The sequence below is a fragment of the Pseudomonas sp. TH49 genome (genome assembly GCF_016650625.1).
In the GTDB taxonomy this organism is placed as follows: domain Bacteria; phylum Pseudomonadota; class Gammaproteobacteria; order Pseudomonadales; family Pseudomonadaceae; genus Aquipseudomonas; species Aquipseudomonas fluorescens_H.
This window is the reverse complement of the sequence record NZ_JAEKFL010000001.1, coordinates 446436-463667: the sequence shown is the minus strand read 5'-3', so window position 1 is coordinate 463667 and position 17232 is coordinate 446436. Positions and strand designations below refer to the sequence as shown.

The 17232-nt window shown below is 60.8% G+C and carries 18 protein-coding genes; 13 read left to right on the top strand and 5 right to left on the bottom strand.

Annotation, left to right across the window (positions count from 1 at the left end):
• The first annotated feature begins 238 nt into the window (after positions 1-238).
• The 5 genes from JFU48_RS02285 (at position 239) to JFU48_RS02265 (ending at position 4088) form a co-directional block, all read left to right on the top strand.
• Complete coding sequence (locus JFU48_RS02285; RefSeq protein WP_201135743.1) at positions 239-1633, top strand: PhoH family protein; 1395 nt, start codon at positions 239-241, stop codon at positions 1631-1633.
• Between the two features lie 237 nt (positions 1634-1870).
• The gene (gene moaC / locus JFU48_RS02280) at positions 1871-2344 is read left to right on the top strand and encodes a cyclic pyranopterin monophosphate synthase MoaC (RefSeq protein WP_095138249.1); all 474 of its coding nucleotides are present in this window, start codon (positions 1871-1873) and stop codon (positions 2342-2344) included.
• Positions 2341-2583 (top strand): molybdopterin converting factor subunit 1, encoded by a 243-nt coding sequence (gene moaD, locus JFU48_RS02275; RefSeq protein WP_003221876.1) that lies wholly within the window; start codon positions 2341-2343, stop codon positions 2581-2583. The genes moaC and moaD overlap by 4 nt, the downstream gene beginning before the upstream one ends.
• Before the next feature lie 3 nt (positions 2584-2586).
• On the top strand, positions 2587-3039 hold the full coding sequence (gene moaE / locus JFU48_RS02270) for a molybdopterin synthase catalytic subunit MoaE (protein WP_103484926.1): 453 nt from the start codon (positions 2587-2589) through the stop codon (positions 3037-3039).
• Between the two features lie 272 nt (positions 3040-3311).
• Positions 3312-4088, top strand: coding sequence for an ABC transporter substrate-binding protein (locus JFU48_RS02265; RefSeq protein ID WP_201135742.1), 777 nt, complete (start codon positions 3312-3314; stop codon positions 4086-4088).
• A 99-nt stretch (positions 4089-4187) separates the two neighbouring features.
• Here the strand turns inward: JFU48_RS02265 and JFU48_RS02260 are convergent, their stop codons facing one another.
• From JFU48_RS02260 to JFU48_RS02240, 5 genes are all read right to left on the bottom strand, one after another.
• Positions 4188-4814 (bottom strand): helix-turn-helix transcriptional regulator, encoded by a 627-nt coding sequence (locus tag JFU48_RS02260; protein ID WP_003221883.1) that lies wholly within the window; start codon positions 4812-4814, stop codon positions 4188-4190.
• Between the two features lie 92 nt (positions 4815-4906).
• Positions 4907-6034: an NAD(P)/FAD-dependent oxidoreductase gene (locus tag JFU48_RS02255; protein ID WP_201135741.1), complete on the bottom strand. Its 1128-nt coding sequence runs from the start codon at positions 6032-6034 to the stop codon at positions 4907-4909.
• Between the two features lie 149 nt (positions 6035-6183).
• Complete coding sequence (locus JFU48_RS02250; protein ID WP_201135740.1) at positions 6184-7128, bottom strand: ornithine cyclodeaminase family protein; 945 nt, start codon at positions 7126-7128, stop codon at positions 6184-6186.
• A 137-nt stretch (positions 7129-7265) separates the two neighbouring features.
• The gene (gene rhlB, locus JFU48_RS02245; RefSeq protein WP_003221889.1) at positions 7266-8738 is read right to left on the bottom strand and encodes an ATP-dependent RNA helicase RhlB; all 1473 of its coding nucleotides are present in this window, start codon (positions 8736-8738) and stop codon (positions 7266-7268) included.
• A 96-nt stretch (positions 8739-8834) separates the two neighbouring features.
• A complete protein-coding gene (locus tag JFU48_RS02240) occupies positions 8835-9491 on the bottom strand; it encodes an alpha/beta hydrolase (RefSeq protein ID WP_003221890.1) in 657 nt (218 codons plus the stop codon).
• A 468-nt stretch (positions 9492-9959) separates the two neighbouring features.
• Between JFU48_RS02240 and JFU48_RS02235 the strand changes: the two genes are divergently transcribed.
• The 8 genes from JFU48_RS02235 (at position 9960) to JFU48_RS02200 (ending at position 17213) form a co-directional block, all read left to right on the top strand.
• On the top strand, positions 9960-10991 hold the full coding sequence (locus tag JFU48_RS02235) for an amino acid ABC transporter substrate-binding protein (protein WP_047292688.1): 1032 nt from the start codon (positions 9960-9962) through the stop codon (positions 10989-10991).
• 65 nt (positions 10992-11056) lie between these two features.
• Positions 11057-12238 carry an amino acid ABC transporter permease gene (locus tag JFU48_RS02230; protein WP_103484922.1) on the top strand — a complete coding sequence of 394 codons (1182 nt, stop codon included), beginning with the start codon at positions 11057-11059 and terminating at the stop codon, positions 12236-12238.
• Between the two features lie 10 nt (positions 12239-12248).
• Positions 12249-13346 (top strand): amino acid ABC transporter permease, encoded by a 1098-nt coding sequence (locus JFU48_RS02225; RefSeq protein WP_003221895.1) that lies wholly within the window; start codon positions 12249-12251, stop codon positions 13344-13346.
• Positions 13347-13359: 13 nt separating this feature from the next.
• Positions 13360-14124, top strand: coding sequence for an amino acid ABC transporter ATP-binding protein (locus JFU48_RS02220; RefSeq protein WP_003221897.1), 765 nt, complete (start codon positions 13360-13362; stop codon positions 14122-14124).
• Between the two features lie 136 nt (positions 14125-14260).
• Complete coding sequence (locus JFU48_RS02215) at positions 14261-14920, top strand: FadR/GntR family transcriptional regulator (protein ID WP_201135739.1); 660 nt, start codon at positions 14261-14263, stop codon at positions 14918-14920.
• The gene (locus tag JFU48_RS02210) at positions 14910-16196 is read left to right on the top strand and encodes a CynX/NimT family MFS transporter (protein WP_003221898.1); all 1287 of its coding nucleotides are present in this window, start codon (positions 14910-14912) and stop codon (positions 16194-16196) included. The genes JFU48_RS02215 and JFU48_RS02210 overlap by 11 nt, the downstream gene beginning before the upstream one ends.
• 204 nt (positions 16197-16400) lie before the next feature.
• Positions 16401-16871 (top strand): nuclear transport factor 2 family protein, encoded by a 471-nt coding sequence (locus JFU48_RS02205; protein ID WP_003221901.1) that lies wholly within the window; start codon positions 16401-16403, stop codon positions 16869-16871.
• 39 nt (positions 16872-16910) lie between these two features.
• On the top strand, positions 16911-17213 hold the full coding sequence (locus JFU48_RS02200) for a GIY-YIG nuclease family protein (RefSeq protein ID WP_201135738.1): 303 nt from the start codon (positions 16911-16913) through the stop codon (positions 17211-17213).
• The last annotated feature ends 19 nt before the right edge of the window (positions 17214-17232 follow it).

The following is a 17232-nucleotide window of genomic DNA, read 5'->3' as shown; positions in this document are numbered from 1 at the left end:
AAGGGCTTTTCGTCACTCTGCAAAATAAACTTAAAAAAACCGTCAAAGTGCTTTTTTATGTCATGGGTTTTGGAGTATTACGAAGACAGACCGCCGAAACCTGCAACACAGGTGGCGTCTTCCAAGACTCCTTTTGTGTGCAGTTCATCCAGGCCCTCGTGGATGAGTTCGGCAGTCACTTCGAGGCGCAGCACCGCCCAGGTATTGCGTCGAATGGCTCCCACAAAGGTGACCGAGTATGGATGATCACGGACGTAGCCCTTCTTCCAACCAGCCAATCCTTTATGTACTCGATACCAACGTATTGATTCACGATCCAAATGCCCTGCTGAATTTCGAAGAACACCACGTCGCGATCCCGATGACCGTGCTCGAAGAGCTGGACAAGCTCAAGAGCGGCCATCACAGCGTTGCTGCCGAATGCCGCCAGGCGATCCGGCTGATCGACAAGACCCTGGGCGATGCCTCCCCCGAGGACGTTGAGCTGGGTGTGCCGATTCAGCGCGGCAAGGGCGGGCCGAAGGGCTTGCTGTCAATTCTGATGAGCAAACAGGCCGAGTCGAACCTGATTCTGCCCGAGCATCTGAACGACAACAAAATCATCAACCAACTGATCGACCTGCACACCCGTGATCCGAAGAAGGCCGTGGTGCTGGTCACCAAAGATATCAACATGCGCCTCAAGGCGCGCGCCTGCGGGATCGCGGCCGAGGACTACAGCACCGACCAACTGGTCGATGACGTGTCCCTGCTGCCCAACGGCTACCACAACATGACCGGCTCCTTCTGGGACCGCGTGAGCAAGGTCGAAACCCGTCAGGATCATGGCCGCACCTGGCATCAGGTACAACTGATCGACAACCTGCCGGCGGTGCACATCAACGAGTTCATCATTGACGAACAAGGCTTTGTCGGCTGGATCAAGGAAATCCAGCAAGACAGACTGCTGATCCTTGACCTGCACCAGGAACCGCTGCTGCATCAGGAAGCCTGGGGCCTCAAGCCACGTGACATCTACCAGAGCCTGGCGCTGTATGCGTTGCTGGATCCGGACATTCACCTGGTCAACCTGTCGGGCGCCGCCGGTTCCGGTAAAACCATCCTGGCGCTGGCCGCGGCCATCGAGCAGACCATGGTCAGCAAGCGCTATCGCCGGATCATCGCAACCCGCAGCGTGCAGGGCCTGGACCAGGAAATCGGCTTCCTGCCGGGCACCGAAGCGGAAAAAATGGAGCCTTGGCTGGGCGCCATCACCGACAACCTCGAAGCCTTGCACATGGATGACGAAAACACCCATGGCAGCGTCGACTACATCCTCAGCAAAGTGCCGTTGCAGTTCAAATCGCTCAACTACATTCGCGGTCGCAGCTTCCAGCAGAGCCTGATCCTGATCGACGAATGCCAGAACCTCACGCCGCACCAGATGAAAACCATCATCACCCGGGCCGGCGCCGGTTCCAAAGTGGTGTGCCTGGGCAACCTGGCACAGATCGACACCCCTTACCTGTCCGCGACCAGCTCCGGGCTGACGTACTTGACCGAACGCTTCAAGGATTTCCCCAACGGTGTGCACATCACCCTGCAAGGGGTGCCACGCTCGATTCTGGCCGAATACGCCGAATCGCATTTGTAACCCTCCACACAAAACCGGGCGGCCTAAAAGCCGCCCGTTTTTTATGGATGAACACATCACCCAATGTGGGAGCGGGCTTGCTCGCGAAAGCGGTGTGTCAGCCACCAAATGTGTGCCTGATACACCGCTTTCGCGAGCAAGCCCGCTCCCACAGGGGACAGTGGTGGATTCATAATCAGTGATGCGGAAATTTGACCCGCAGGTTTACAATCCACGCTCCTGATCAGGAGTAATCCCGTGCTGACTCATCTCGATTCCCAAGGTCGCGCCAACATGGTCGACGTCACCGAAAAAGCCGTGACGTTCCGTGAGGCGACCGCCCAGGCGCTGGTGCGCATGCTCCCTGAAACCCTGCAGATGATCGTCAGCGGCGGCCATCCCAAGGGCGACGTGTTTGCCGTGGCGCGCATTGCCGGCATTCAGGCAGCGAAGAAAACCAGCGATCTGATCCCGTTGTGCCATCCGCTGATGCTGACCGGGGTCAAGGTCGAACTCAGCGCTGAAGGTGACGACAGCGTGCGCATCGTCGCCCGCTGCAAACTGTCCGGGCAGACCGGCGTCGAGATGGAAGCGCTGACCGCTGCCAGCGTCGCCGCGCTGACCATTTACGACATGTGCAAAGCGGTGGACCGCGGCATGGTCATCGAAAGCGTGCGTCTGCTGGAGAAGGTCGGCGGCAAGAGCGGGCATTTCCAGGCGGAGCAGCCATGAACCTGACCGTGAAATTTTTCGCCCGTTACCGTGAAGCGCTGGGTGTGGACTCGGTCGCGGTCGAAGGCGATTTCGCCACTGTCGACGATGTGCGTGCGCTGCTCGCGCAACGCGAGGGCGCCGAGGTGTTGAGCGAACAGAACCTGATGTGCGCACGCAACGAAGATCTGTGTCAGCTCGACGAGCCGGTGAGCGACGGCGACGAAGTGGCGTTTTTCCCCACTGTGACCGGAGGCTGAGGCATGGCGATTCGGGTGCAGTCCACGGCGTTCGATCCCGGCGCTGAAGTCAACGCGATGCACGCGGCGAATGTCGGTGTCGGCGCGGTGGTGAGTTTTGTCGGCTACGTGCGCGACTTCAATGACGGGCTGGATGTGGCCGGGATGTTCCTTGAACATTATCCGGGCATGACCGAAAAAGCCCTTGGCAAAATCGCCGTCGAGGCCGAACAGCGCTGGCCGCTGCTGAAGCTCGAAGTGCTGCACCGCATCGGCGCGCTGGAACCGGGCGAGCCGATCGTGTTTGTCGGCGCCGCCAGCGCCCATCGCCAGGCGGCGTTCGACGCCTGTGCCTTTGTCATGGACTACCTGAAAACCCGCGCGCCGTTCTGGAAGAAAGAAACCACCAGCGATGGCCCGCGCTGGGTGGAAGGGCGTGACAGTGATCATGCCGCAGCAGATCGCTGGAAGAAGTAGTTTTTATAGCGCCTTCAAGTCCGTCTTCGCGAGCAAGCCCGCTCCCACAGGAGAACGCATTTCCAATGTGGGAGCGGGCTTGCTCGCGAAGAGGCCATCAGCATCGCCCCAGACTGAATGACACCGCATCGGATAGCGAGGCGGATCAATCTCTGCTGCCTGATTGACGATGTGTACGTTAAAGTCCAGTATGGATTTACAAGTACAAAAAAACCGTTCCAGCTCTTTTCTTCTGTCTTGCCAAACCAACAACAACCCGCGAGAAAACGAACATGAAGAAACTCCCCCTGATCACCGGTCTGGCCCTGAGCCTGTTGGCGTGCACCAGCTCATTCGCTGCCGAGAAAACCCTGCGCATCGGCATCGAAGCCGCTTATCCACCGTTCGCCTCGAAGACCGACAAAGGCGAGATCGTCGGTTTCGACTACGACATCGGCAACGCCCTGTGCGCGCAGATGAAGGTCAAGTGTGTGTGGGTCGAGGGTGAGTTCGATGGTCTGATTCCTTCGCTGAAAGTGAAGAAAATCGACATGGCCTTGTCGTCGATGACCATCAACGAAGACCGCAAGAAGTCGGTGGATTTCACCCACAAGTACTACTTCACTTCCTCGCGACTGGTGATGAAGGACGGCGCCACGGTCGATGATCAGTACGCCAGCCTCAAGGGCAAGACCGTCGGTGTGCAGCGCGCCACCACCACCGACCGTTATGCCACCGAGGTGTTCGAACCCAAGGGCATCAACGTCAAACGCTACGGCAATAACGAAGAAATCTACATGGACCTGGCGGCCGGGCGGCTCGATGCGATTTTCGCCGACACCATTCCGTTGAATGATTTCCTGTCGATGCCGCGCGGCAAGGGTTATGCGTTTGTCGGACCGGAGCTGAAGGATCCGAAGTACGTGGGCGAGGGCGCGGGGATCGCGGTGCGCAAGGGCAATACCGAGTTGGTCAGCGAGTTGAACACGGCCATCGACGGGATTCGTGCGAGTGGTGAGTATCAGAAGATTTCCCAGAAGTACTTCAAGTCCGACATCTACGGCGACTGATAGTCCGCTATCGCGAGCAGGCTCACTCCTACAGGGGAACGCATTCCAACTGTAGGAGTGAGCCTGCTCGCGATGGGGCCGGAACTGCCATGCAGATCTTCAGCCCTTCAATTCCTTCAAATGCTTGTACACCGTCGCCCGCCCCATGTTCAGCACATTGGCCACATAATTCGAGGCACTCTTGCCCTTGAACGCGCCCTCGGCGTGCAGGGCCAGTACCAGTTCGCGCTTGTGATCGCGGGTCAGCAGATTCAGGCTCAGCTGCCGCTCGCGCAGCCAGGCGTGGAGGAAGGTGTTGATGCGTTCCTGCCAGTCATCGCGGAACAGTGAATCCGGCTGCGGGATCAGTTTGCTTGGCGACAGGAACAGGTCCAGCGCAGCCTTGGCATTCTCGAACAGCGAAATATTCAGGTTGATGCACAGCACCGCCAGCGGCCGCTCGTCGCGGTCGCGCAGCACGGTGCTCAGGCTGCGAATCTTCTGGCCGTCCCAATTGAGCTTTTCGTACGGGCCGATGTTGCGCTCACTGACCTCCTCGCTGAGCATGTCTTCAAGCGACGAATCGTCACCGATCTCGCGCTTGGACAGGTTGTTGGCGATGTAATCGACCTTCTGCGTGCGCAGGTCGTGCAGCACCACTTCGGCGTGGGGAAAGAACAGCGTGGCGATGGCGTCGGCGATGGCACGGAAGTTATCCAGGGCCGGATCGAATTCGGGGGCGGTCATGATTGTGGAGCTCCAGGCGGCGTCAGCGCCCCCGTGTACGGGGGCGCTGCGAGTGTGCCGCAATCCGTTGGGCGCGTCATCCGCAGGGGCCTTCAGCGCAGCCGTGAGGGGGAGAGCATGGCGCTGCTCAGGCCGAACTGACGCAGATGCTCCGGCAACGCCTGCCCACGCACCAATGCCGCACTGGCCTGGCCCATGGCCGGTGAAGTCTGGATGCCGTAACCGCCCTGAGCCGCGACCCAGAACAACCCCGGTACCTGTGGATCGAAACCGCTGAGCAGATCGCCGTCGGCGACGAAGCTGCGCAGTCCGGCCCAGGTGCGGGTCGGACGGCGGATGGTCAGGGTCGTGGCTTCTTCGATCTGGTAGATGCCCATGGCGATGTCCAGTTCTTCCGGCTGCACGTCATGCGGTTCGACCGGGTCGGCGTTGGCCGGCGAGCCGAGGAACATCCCGGCGTCGGGCTTCATGTAGAACGATTCGTCGAGGCTGACCAGCATCGGCCAGTGATGAATGTCCACGCCCTCGGGGCCGGCGAAAATGAACGCCGCGCGGCGTTTAGGTTGCAGGCCCAGCGCTTGCGCGCCAGCCAGTGCGCCGATCTTGTCGGCCCAGGCGCCGGCGGCGTTGATGATGATCGGCGCGCTGAAGGTCTGGCCGTTGGTTTGCACCTGCCAGAGGCCAGCGGCGTCACGTGTCAGGCCCAGCACCTCGCAATCGGTGTGCACTTCGCCGTTGTTGCGGCGGATACCGCGCAGGTAACCCTGATGTACCGCGTCGGTGTCGATGTCGGTGGCGGTCGGATCGTAGATCGCGCCGTGGACTTTTTCCCGACGCAAAATCGGCAGACGGGCGCAGGCTTCGTCGGCGCTGAGCAGTTGCATCTCCGGCACCGTGGCCTTGGCGCTGAGGTACTGGTTGTGCAGCTCGGCGGCATCACCGCTGAAATCCACGGTCATTTCACCGCGCGGCGTGAGCAATGGATGCTCGCAGAAGCCGCTCGGCGGATGGTCGAAAAACTCACGGCTGGCCAGCGTCAATGCTCGCACCTGCGGCGTGCCGTAGGCCGCGGAGTACAACGCGGCAGAGCGCCCGGTGGAGTGGTAGGCCGGATGCGATTCACGTTCGAGCACGATCACTTTGGCGTGGGGCGACAGCCAGAACCCGGTGGAAGCGCCGGCAATCCCGCCGCCGATGATGATGAAATCTGCCTGGCTCATGTAAATCTCCAGTGGCTCGCAATATTGGGAAATAGGCTGATTCCCTGTGGGAGCGGGCTTGCTCGCGAAGGCGGTGTGTCATTCGGCCAATACGTTGCCTGACACGGCCTCTTCGCGAGCAAGCCCGCTCCCACAGGGGATTTGTGGTGTTAGTTGGTCAAGTGATAAACCGCATTGGCCAACGCAATGTCTTCCAGGCCCAGGCCGATTGAACGGAAAAATACGTGACGGTCGTAACCGGGGCGCGGCACTTTCTCGCTGAGCAGGTCGGCGAGGTCGCCGACGATCAAGTCCTTGCTCCAGCCATGTTGTTCACTGGCGATCAACATTTCACCGGCCGACCCCGGCGTGGTCAGACGATAGTCGCAGTACACCTGCATGTCGCCCAGGCTCTGCGGCGGCACCTCATGGGCGCGTGGCGCGTTGGTGCTGATCGAGGTGATCAGCGCCGGTTTGGCCAACGCTGCGGGGTCGATCACCGGGCCGGCGGACGAGGTGCAGAGCATGATCACGTCCGCATCGTCGAGGGCGGTTTCGCGGCTGTCGGCAATCTTCAGCCCCGGGAAAATTTCTTTCAGCAGTGCCTGGGTGTGCGCATCCTCAGACAGGCTCGGCGAATACACGCTGATGTTCTGCCAGTCGCGCAGGCCTTTCACGTAATGCAGATGCGCCTGAGCAACCTTGCCGCTGCCGATGATCGCCAGTCGTGTGGCATTCAGCGGGGCGAGGGCATCGACCGCCACCGCCGTGGTCGCGGCGGTACGCGCGGTGGTCAGCTCGCCGGCATCGCACAACAGCAACGGCTGGCCGGTGTGCATCGACATCAGCAGCGTCCACGCCGTCACCAGTGGCCCTTGCTCGCGGACGATGTAGGGCGAGGTCTTGACCCCGTACACGCCGTCCTCGGCCAGCACCCCCAGATAATTGATGAAGTCGCCGGCGCCCTGTGGAAACTCCACCAGTTGCTGCGCCGGTTGCACGGCGTGGCCGGCGGCGAGGTCGCGGAACAGCTTGCACAGGATCTGCGGCACGTCGATGCGCGCCAGCAGCTCGCGGGCCTGGGTGTGGTCGATCACGTAGGGTGTACTGGACATGTCAGGCTCCGCGGTCTGGATATAAACTAATTTGTCCATTATGGACTTTTAGTTGTCTATCGCAAGCGCCTGTTGAAAACCCCGAACAAAAAAAAGCGCAGTCCGTTGCCGGCTGCGCTTTTGGCGTTACAGGTCGCTTACTGCGGCTGCGGACGCTTGCGTTCCACTGCGCGCAACAGGTGCGTCGGCGGTGTTTCGCAACTGATCTTGCGACCGAGTTTTTCTTCGATCGACGGCAACTGGTAGGAGTCGTCTTCGCCGGCGAAGCTGATCGACACGCCGTCAGCGCCCGCGCGACCGGTGCGGCCGATGCGGTGCACGTAGTCGTCCGGAACTTCCGGCAGGGTGAAGTTGATCACGTGGCTGATGCCGTCGATGTGGATGCCGCGACCGGCGACATCGGTGGCCACCAGCACGCGGATCTTGCCTTCGCGGAAGCCTTCCAGGGTCTTGATGCGCTTGTGCTGCGGCACGTCGCCGGACAGCTGCGCGGCGTTGATGCCGTCGCGCACCAGACGCTCTTCGATGCGGCGCACTTCATCTTTGCGGTTGGCGAAGACGATCACGCGCTCCCAGCCGTTATCGTTGACCAGGTTGTAGAGCAGTTTGTACTTGTCAGCCGCGGCCACCGCATAGATGTGCTGCTCGACGTTTTCGTTGGCCACGTTGGTGATTTCGATTTCGACGATCGCCGGATCGGTGGTCCATTGCTTGGCCAGGTTCATCACGTCTTCGGTGAAGGTCGCGGAGAACAGCAGGGTCTGGCGTTCGCTTTTCGGCGGGGTCTGGCGAATGATCTGCCGCACTTGCGGGATGAAACCCATGTCGAGCATGCGGTCGGCTTCGTCCAGCACCATCACTTCGACCATGTCCAGGTGCACGTCGCCGCGCTGGTTGAAGTCGAGCAGTCGGCCCGGGGTGGCGACGAGAATGTCGCAGTGGCGCGCTTCGAGGTGCTTGAGCTGTTTGTCGAAGTCCATGCCGCCAACGAACGTCATCACGTTGAGGCCGGTGTACTTGGTCAGGTCGGCAGCGTCCTTGGCGATCTGCACCACCAGCTCACGGGTCGGCGCGATGATCAGCGCACGGGGTTCGCCCATGTAGCGTTCTTTCGGCGGTGGCGTCTGCAACAGCTGAGTGATGATCGAGATCAGGAACGCGGCGGTCTTGCCGGTGCCGGTCTGCGCGCGGCCGATGGCGTCTTTGCCGGCGAGGGTGAAACCCAGCACCTGCGCCTGGATCGGCGTGCAGTATGGAAAGCCCAGATCCTGGATGGCGTGCATCAGTTCCGGCGCGAGTTTGAAATCGTGGAAGCGGGTTTTGCCTTCCTGGGGTTCGACGACGAAGTCTTCGAGTTTCCAGGGAATGACCGGTGCCTTGGGCTTCGGTTCGCGGCGCGGTCTGGCCGGTTTCGCTGCTTCGGCGCGGACAGGTTCGGCGGCGATAGCGGGTTGCGGCTCGGGCTCGGGTGTCGCTACCGGTGCCGGACGTTCAACCTTGGGCGCATCGCTGCGAGGGCCGGGGGCGTGCGACGGCGCACTGGGAACTGGCGCGAGCTGCTCAGCCTCGCTTTTACCGAACATTTTCTTGAGTGCTTCGAGCACGGTCATCTCATCAATTGGTTAAGGAATGTACGCCGGCCAGTGTAATGCAAGAAACGGGCGCGGCGTAGTGGGATGATCAAAGCGGTCCGGCAAGCGGCCGAATCAGCGCAGGCGCTCACTCAGCCAGACGCCGATGTCGCGAATTTCTTCGGGTAACACTTCGTGCTCCATTGGGTATTCCTGCCATGTCACGGTGACACCATGCTTGTTTAAATGCTCGTAAGCACTGCGGCCCATGGCGTTGAGTACCACGCCATCGCGTTGGCCGTGCAAGCAAAGGGCGGGAATGCGCTGCTGACTGGCTGACAGCTCCATCTCGTCGGTAAAGGTCGGGGCATAGGTGGAGAGGGCAAGTACGCCACCCAAAGGACCTTGCCACTTTATATAAGCGGTGTGCAGAACGACGGCGCCGCCCTGGGAAAACCCGGCGAGAAAAATCCGCGAAGCGTCTATTCCGAGGGTGCGCTGCGCTTCGATCAATTTGACGATGCGATCTGACGATTCTTCCAGTTGCTCACGATCAATCGCCCGCGCCGGGCTCATGGCCTTTATGTCGTACCAGCTCGGCATCGCGTAACCGCCATTGATGGTGACGGGCAGGGTCGGCGCTTGCGGCAAGACGAAGCGGGTCGTCAGCAGGCTTTCCTGCAGCGCTTCGGCGACCGGCAGGAAGTCATAGCGGTCAGCGCCGAGGCCGTGCAGCCAGATAACGCAGGCGTCTGCGGGCTTTACGGGTTCAAGAATCAGGGGCTCGGTCATGGCTGCTCCAAAAATGTGCGGGCGCTCTCAATAAGTGCGTGATTGAGGTGCGCGTCCGGTCGATCCGTTAAGAAGATGTCGCAAGGCTACAAGTTTTGCTATTGACCTGTCGCGCAATCGCTTCAGCAAGCGGTGTGGTACGGGCTTTGCTATGGAGGAATCTGTACGACGCGTCCTACGCCTTGCGGTAACACTATCAGTGTACGACTTGCGACGGGATTGCAAAGAATCCGGTGATGGATGTTCGCCAATGGCCGCTACGGGCAAAGCGAACGTGAAAGGGCTACAGCCCGTTCGGCCGACTGGTGAGAAGTGAGTTGTCCATGATGTGGATTTTCTCCTACTAGACTCATAGCGAAGGTCTTACGTCGGTTGACCCCAAAAAAAGCCAACACGGGTCAACAACGCCTCAAAAGGGTGCGACTGGACTCAAGCTCCGACACAACAAGAGCAAAACTGGAGGTTTGAATGAAGATGTTGAAATCCACTCTGGCGGTCGTGACTGCTGCAGCAGTACTCGGCGTCAGCGGGTTCGCTCAGGCGGGTGCAACCCTGGATGCCGTGCAGAAGAAAGGTTTCGTGCAATGTGGCGTGAGCGACGGTCTGCCGGGTTTCTCGGTGCCGGACGCTTCGGGCAAGATCCTCGGGATCGACGCTGACGTTTGCCGCGCTGTGGCCGCTGCGGTATTCGGCGACGCCAACAAGGTCAAGTTCAGCCAGTTGAACGCCAAGGAGCGCTTCACCGCGCTGCAGTCGGGCGAAATCGACCTGCTCTCGCGCAACACCACCATGACCAGCTCGCGTGACGCCGGCATGGGCCTGAAATTCCCGGGCTTCATCACTTACTACGACGGCGTGGGCTTCCTGGCCAACAACAAGCTGGGCGTGAAGAGTGCCAAGGAACTGGACGGTGCAACCATCTGCATCCAGGCCGGTACCACCACCGAACTGAACGTGTCCGACTACTTCCGTGCCAACGGCCTGAAGTACACCCCGATCACATTCGACACCTCCGATGAAAGCGCCAAGTCGCTGGAATCCGGTCGTTGCGACGTGCTGACCTCCGACAAGTCGCAGCTGTACGCACAGCGCAGCAAACTGGCTTCGCCAAAAGACTACGTGGTACTGCCGGAAACCATCTCCAAAGAACCGCTGGGCCCGGTCGTGCGTAACGGCGACGACGAGTGGCTGGCGATCGTTCGCTGGGTTGGCTACGCGCTGCTGAACGCTGAAGAAGCCGGCGTGACGTCGAAAAACGTATTGGAAGAAGCCAAATCCACCAAGAACCCGGACGTCGCTCGTCTGCTGGGTGCTGACGGTGAATACGGCAAGGACCTGAAACTGCCGAAGGACTGGGTTGTGAAAATCGTTTCGCAGGTCGGTAACTACGGTGAAATCTTCGAGAAAAACCTCGGCAAGAGCACTCCGCTGGAAATCGACCGTGGCCTGAACGCGCTGTGGACCAACGGCGGCATTCAGTACGCACCACCAGTGCGCTAATGGTTCTATCACCCGGCGGGCCAACCGCCGGGTGATGTTCTGTTCCATTTCTTCCGGGGCACTTCATGCAAAATTCAATCGGCGCACCAAAGCAGAGGTTCAGCCTCAGCGATCCGCGAGTGCGTGCGTGGCTGTTTCAGATCATCACCGTCGTGGCGGTGGTCGCCATGGGCTGGTATCTGTTCGACAACACCCAGACCAACCTGCAGCACCGGGGCATCACTTCCGGTTTCGGCTTTCTGGAGCGCAGTGCCGGGTTCGGCATCGCTCAACACCTGATTTCCTACACCGAAGCGGACAGCTACGCCCGGGTGTTCGTGATCGGTTTGCTCAACACCCTGCTGGTGACCGTCATCGGCGTGATCCTGGCGACCCTGCTGGGCTTCATCATCGGTGTGGCGCGGCTGTCGCCGAACTGGATCATCAGCAAACTGGCGACCGTGTATGTGGAAGTGTTCCGCAACATTCCGCCGCTGCTGCAGATCCTGTTCTGGTACTTCGCGGTGTTCCTGACCATGCCGGGACCGCGTAACAGCCATAACTTCGGCGATACCTTCTTCGTCAGCAGCCGGGGCCTGAACATGCCGGCCGCGCAAATGGCTGACGGCTTCTGGGCGTTCGTCATCAGTGTGGTGCTGGCCATCGTCGCCATCGTGCTGATGTGCCGCTGGGCCAACAAGCGTTTCGAAGACACCGGCGTACCGTTCCACAAGTTCTGGACCGGCGTGGCGATCCTGCTGGTGCTCCCGACCCTGTGCGCACTGATCTTCGGCGCGCCGCTGCATTGGGAAATGCCGCAACTCAAGGGCTTCAACTTCGTCGGTGGCTGGGTGCTGATCCCGGAACTGCTCGCGTTGACCCTGGCGCTGACCGTGTACACCGCCGCGTTCATCGCGGAAATCGTCCGTTCGGGGATCAAGTCGGTCAGCCATGGCCAGACCGAAGCGGCGCGTTCGCTCGGCCTGCGCAACGGCCCGACTCTGCGCAAGGTGATCATTCCGCAAGCCCTGCGAGTGATCATTCCGCCGCTGACCAGCCAATACCTGAACCTGGCGAAGAACTCGTCGCTGGCCGCCGGTATCGGTTATCCGGAAATGGTTTCGCTGTTCGCCGGCACCGTGCTCAACCAGACCGGTCAGGCGATCGAAGTCATTGCCATCACCATGAGCGTGTACCTGGCGATCAGTATCAGCATTTCCCTGCTGATGAACTGGTACAACAAGCGCATTGCGCTGATCGAGCGGTGAGGAAACGCGCATGACAACCCATACTTTCAAACCCGACATGCCACCGCCGGCCAAGGTCTTCGGCCCGATGGCATGGATACGCGCCAACATGTTCTCCAGCTGGCTCAACACCCTGCTGACCCTGTTCGCGTTCTACCTGATCTACCTGGTGGTCCCACCGATCCTCAGTTGGGCGATCCTCGATGCCAATTGGGTCGGCACCACCCGCGCCGACTGCACGAAGGACGGCGCCTGCTGGGTGTTCATTCAGCAGCGTTTCGGCCAGTTCATGTACGGCTACTACCCGGCGGAACTGCGCTGGCGCGTCGACCTGACCGTGTGGCTGGCGGTGATCGGCGTGGCACCACTGTTTATCAAACGCGTGGCGCACAAAGCCGTGTACGGCCTGAGCTTCCTGGTGATCTACCCGATCGTCGCGTGGTGCCTGCTGCATGGCGGCGTGTTCGGCCTCGACACCGTGGCGACCAGCCAGTGGGGCGGCCTGATGCTGACGCTGGTCATTGCCACGGTCGGTATCGCCGGCGCCTTGCCGCTGGGGATCATTCTGGCGCTGGGCCGGCGTTCGAACATGCCGGCGATTCGCGTGGTCTGCGTGACCTTCATCGAGTTCTGGCGCGGCGTGCCGTTGATCACGGTGCTGTTCATGTCCTCGGTGATGCTGCCGCTGTTCCTGCCCGAAGGCATGAACTTCGACAAGCTGCTGCGGGCGCTGATCGGCGTAATCCTGTTCCAGTCGGCCTACGTTGCCGAAGTGGTGCGTGGCGGTCTGCAAGCGATCCCCAAAGGTCAGTACGAAGCGGCTGCGGCGATGGGCCTCGGTTACTGGCGCGCGATGGGCCTGGTGATTCTGCCGCAAGCCCTGAAGCTGGTGATTCCGGGCATCGTCAACACGTTTATTGCGCTGTTCAAGGACACCAGCCTGGTGATCATCATCGGCCTGTTCGACCTGCTCAACAGCGTCAAACAAGCCGCTGCCGATCCGAAATGGCTGGGCATGGCCACCGAAGGCTACGTGTTCGCCGCCCTGGTGTTCTGGATTTTCTGTTTTGGTATGTCGCGCTATTCCATGCATCTGGAACGCAAGCTCGACACTGGCCACAAGCGTTAGGAGTTCTCGGTAAATGAGCGAAGCAATCAAAAAGCCTGTGGGCCCTGAAGGCATTATTCAGATGCAGGGCGTGAACAAGTGGTACGGCCAGTTCCACGTGCTGAAAGACATCAACCTCAACGTCAAACAGGGTGAGCGTATCGTCCTGTGCGGCCCGTCGGGTTCCGGCAAGTCGACCACCATCCGCTGCCTCAACCGTCTGGAAGAGCACCAGCAGGGGCGCATCGTCGTCGACGGCGTGGAACTGACCAACGACCTCAAGCAGATCGAAGCGATCCGCCGCGAAGTCGGCATGGTGTTCCAGCACTTCAACCTGTTTCCGCACCTGACCATCCTGCAGAACTGCACGCTGGCGCCGATGTGGGTGCGCAAGATGCCCAAGCGCAAGGCCGAGGAAATCGCCATGCATTATCTGGAGCGCGTACGCATTCCGGAGCAGGCGCATAAATTCCCGGGGCAACTGTCCGGCGGTCAGCAACAGCGCGTGGCGATTGCTCGCGCACTGTGCATGAAACCGAAAATCATGCTGTTCGACGAACCGACCTCGGCCCTCGACCCGGAGATGGTCAAAGAGGTGCTGGACACCATGATCGGCCTCGCCGAAGACGGCATGACCATGCTCTGCGTAACCCACGAAATGGGCTTCGCCCGCACCGTGGCCAACCGCGTGATCTTCATGGACAAGGGCGAAATCGTCGAGCAAGCAGCGCCTAACGACTTCTTCGACAACCCGCAGAATGACCGCACCAAACTGTTCCTGAGCCAGATCCTGCATTGATCGAAACCAGCCAGTGAAATAAACCCGGACCTGTTCCGGGTTTATTTTTGCCCGCGATTTGCCCCTTGTGCCGATTCGGTTGCCTGACTACCATGTCAGGAAATTCATCCTATGATTGGATGAAAGGGCGAATTTCATGACAGACATCTCACCTTTGATCAAGCGATCCCTGGTCGATCAGGCCTTGGATCAATTGCGCCAGCGCATCACCGATGGCGTGTGGCAGGTCGGCGCACGGCTGCCGACCGAGCCGGAGCTGTGCAGCGAGTTGGGCATCAGCCGCAACACCGTGCGCGAAGCCATGCGCGTGCTGGCGTTTTCCGGGTTGATCGAAATCCGTCAGGGCGACGGCAGTTATCTGCGCGCAGTGGTCGATCCGATGGACACGCTCAAGGCGTTGTCCCGTTGCTCGCTGGAGCAGGCGCGGGAAACCCGGCACATCCTTGAAGTCGAGGCGATTGGCCTGGCCGCGTTGCGCCGCACCGATGAAGACCTGCTCGCGCTGCGCGAAGCGCTCGGCACCAGCGGCAGCCACTACCACGGCGATCTCGACACTTACATTTCCTGCGATCTGGTGTTCCACCGCCGTCTGGTGGACGCCGCGCACAACCCCACCCTCAGCGAGTTGTATCGCTATTTCTCCAGCATCGTCGGCGCGCAATTGCGCCAGACGCTGAACATCGTCCCGCGCCGTCAGGAAGTGTTCGACCTGCACATCGAGTTGCTCGATGCCGTCGAACAACGCGACCCGGAACGGGCCAAAGCCATATCGAGGCAGTTGATCAATGAACCTTGAAACCGAGAACAACCTCTCAACCCCCAAGCGCACGGCAGAACTCGAAGAGCTGCTGATCGACGCCGAGGCCGACGACGAACAAGTGCAGCAAAGCCATCCGCTGGTACGCCGCCCGTGGCTGTTGCTGCTGGGGCTGATTCTGGTGGCGCTGAACCTGCGCCCGGCACTGTCGAGCATGGCGCCGCTGCTCAGCGAAGTGTCGAAAAGCCTTGGCTTGTCTGCTGCGCAGGCCGGTTTGCTGACCACGTTGCCGGTGCTGTGCCTGGGCCTGTTCGCACCGCTGGCGCCGATACTGGCGCGGCGTTTCGGCGCTGAACGGGTGGTGCTGGGGATTCTGCTGACCCTGGCCGCCGGCATCATTGTGCGCAGTAACTTCGGTGAGATCGGCCTGTTCGCCGGCAGTGTTCTCGGTGGCGCGAGCATCGGCATTATCGGCGTGCTGCTGCCGGGCATCGTCAAACGCGACTTCGCCAAACACGCCGGAACCATGACCGGCGTCTACACCATGGCCCTGTGCCTCGGTGCGGCAATGGCGGCGGGTTCGACCGTGCCGTTGAGCGAGCACTTCGACCACAGCTGGGCGCTGGGCCTGGGTTTCTGGGTGATCCCGGCGCTGGTGGCGGCGCTGTTCTGGCTGCCGCAGGTCGGGCAGAAACACGGCGCGCACCACGTCGCCTATCGGGTGCGTGGGCTGTTGCGCGATCCGCTGGCCTGGCAAGTGACCTTGTACATGGGCCTGCAATCGTCGCTGGCGTACATCGTGTTCGGCTGGTTGCCTTCGATCCTGATCGGCCGCGGGCTGACCCCGACTCAGGCCGGGCTGGTGCTGTCCGGTTCGGTGATCATCCAGCTCGCCAGTTCGCTGGCGGCGCCGTGGCTGGCGACCCGCGGCAAGGATCAGCGGCTGGCGATCGTGGTGGTGATGGCGCTGACCCTCGGTGGTCTGTTCGGTTGCCTGTATGCGCCGATTGAAGGCCTGTGGGGCTGGGCGATTCTGCTGGGCCTGGGGCAGGGCGGTACGTTCAGCCTGGCGCTGACCTTGATCGTGCTGCGCTCACGGGATTCGCACGTCGCGGCGAACCTGTCGAGCATGTCCCAGGGCTTCGGTTATACGCTGGCTTCGATGGGACCGTTCGCGGTCGGCGTGGTGCATGACTGGACCGGCGGCTGGAATGCGGTGGGCTGGATTTTCGGCATCATCGGCACCGGGGCGATCATTGCCGGGCTGGGTGCCGGCCGCTCGCTGTACGTGCAAGTGCAAAGCGAAAAAATCTGACACGTTTCAACTTGTAGGAGTGAGCCTGCTCGCGATAGCGGTGTGTCGGTCAACATTGCGCTGACTGACACACCGCTATCGCGAGCAGGCTCACTCCTACAGTGGTTCTGTGTGTTGCTGATATTCGCTGCGCGAATGCCGATAGTGTTTCTGCGATTTGCAGCTTATCGTGCTGGCAATCTGTCCATTTCCTGGAGTTTGCCCATGAGCGAAGCCCACGCCGCCCTGATCACCCGCTTCTACCAGGCCTTCCAGCGCCTCGACGCCGAGGCCATGGCCGCCTGCTACACCGACGATGTGGTGTTCAGCGATCCGGCCTTCGGTGAACTGCGCGGGCGCGATGCCGGCGACATGTGGCGCATGCTCACCACCCGGGCCAAGGACTTCTCCCTGACTTTCGACAATGTCCGCGCCGACGAACGCAGCGGCGGCGCGCACTGGGTGGCGACTTACCTGTTCAGCCAGACCGGCAACGTGGTGATCAACGATATACAGGCGCGCTTCGTCTTTCGTGACGGCAAGATCTGCGAGCACCACGACCACTTCGACCTGTGGCGCTGGTCGCGTCAGGCCCTGGGTTTCAAAGGCTTGCTGCTGGGCTGGACGCCACTGGTGCGCAACGCCGTCCGTGCGCAGGCGCTGAAGGGGCTGAAGGCATTTCAGGCCGGTCGCTGATAAGATCGCGGCCTGTTTCCTACACGTCCAGATCCCGAAGTGACCAGCCTCAGCGAAAAACTACTTGATGTCGTCGAGCCAGTGAGCAAGTCCTGGTTCGTCTACCTCGTGCGCGCGGCCAACGGTTCGCTGTATTGCGGGATCAGCGACGACCCGGTGCGCCGCTTCGCCAAGCATCAGAGCGGCAAGGGCGCGCGCTTCTTCCTGTCCAGCCCGGCGATGGCGCTGGTCTACACCGAACGTTGCCGCGACAAGAGCGATGCGTTGCGTCAGGAACGCTTGATCAAGAAGCTGCGCAAGAGCGCCAAGGAATGCCTGGTCGCGTCTTATCAATCTGACTGATCGGTTCCCATCAGCCAGA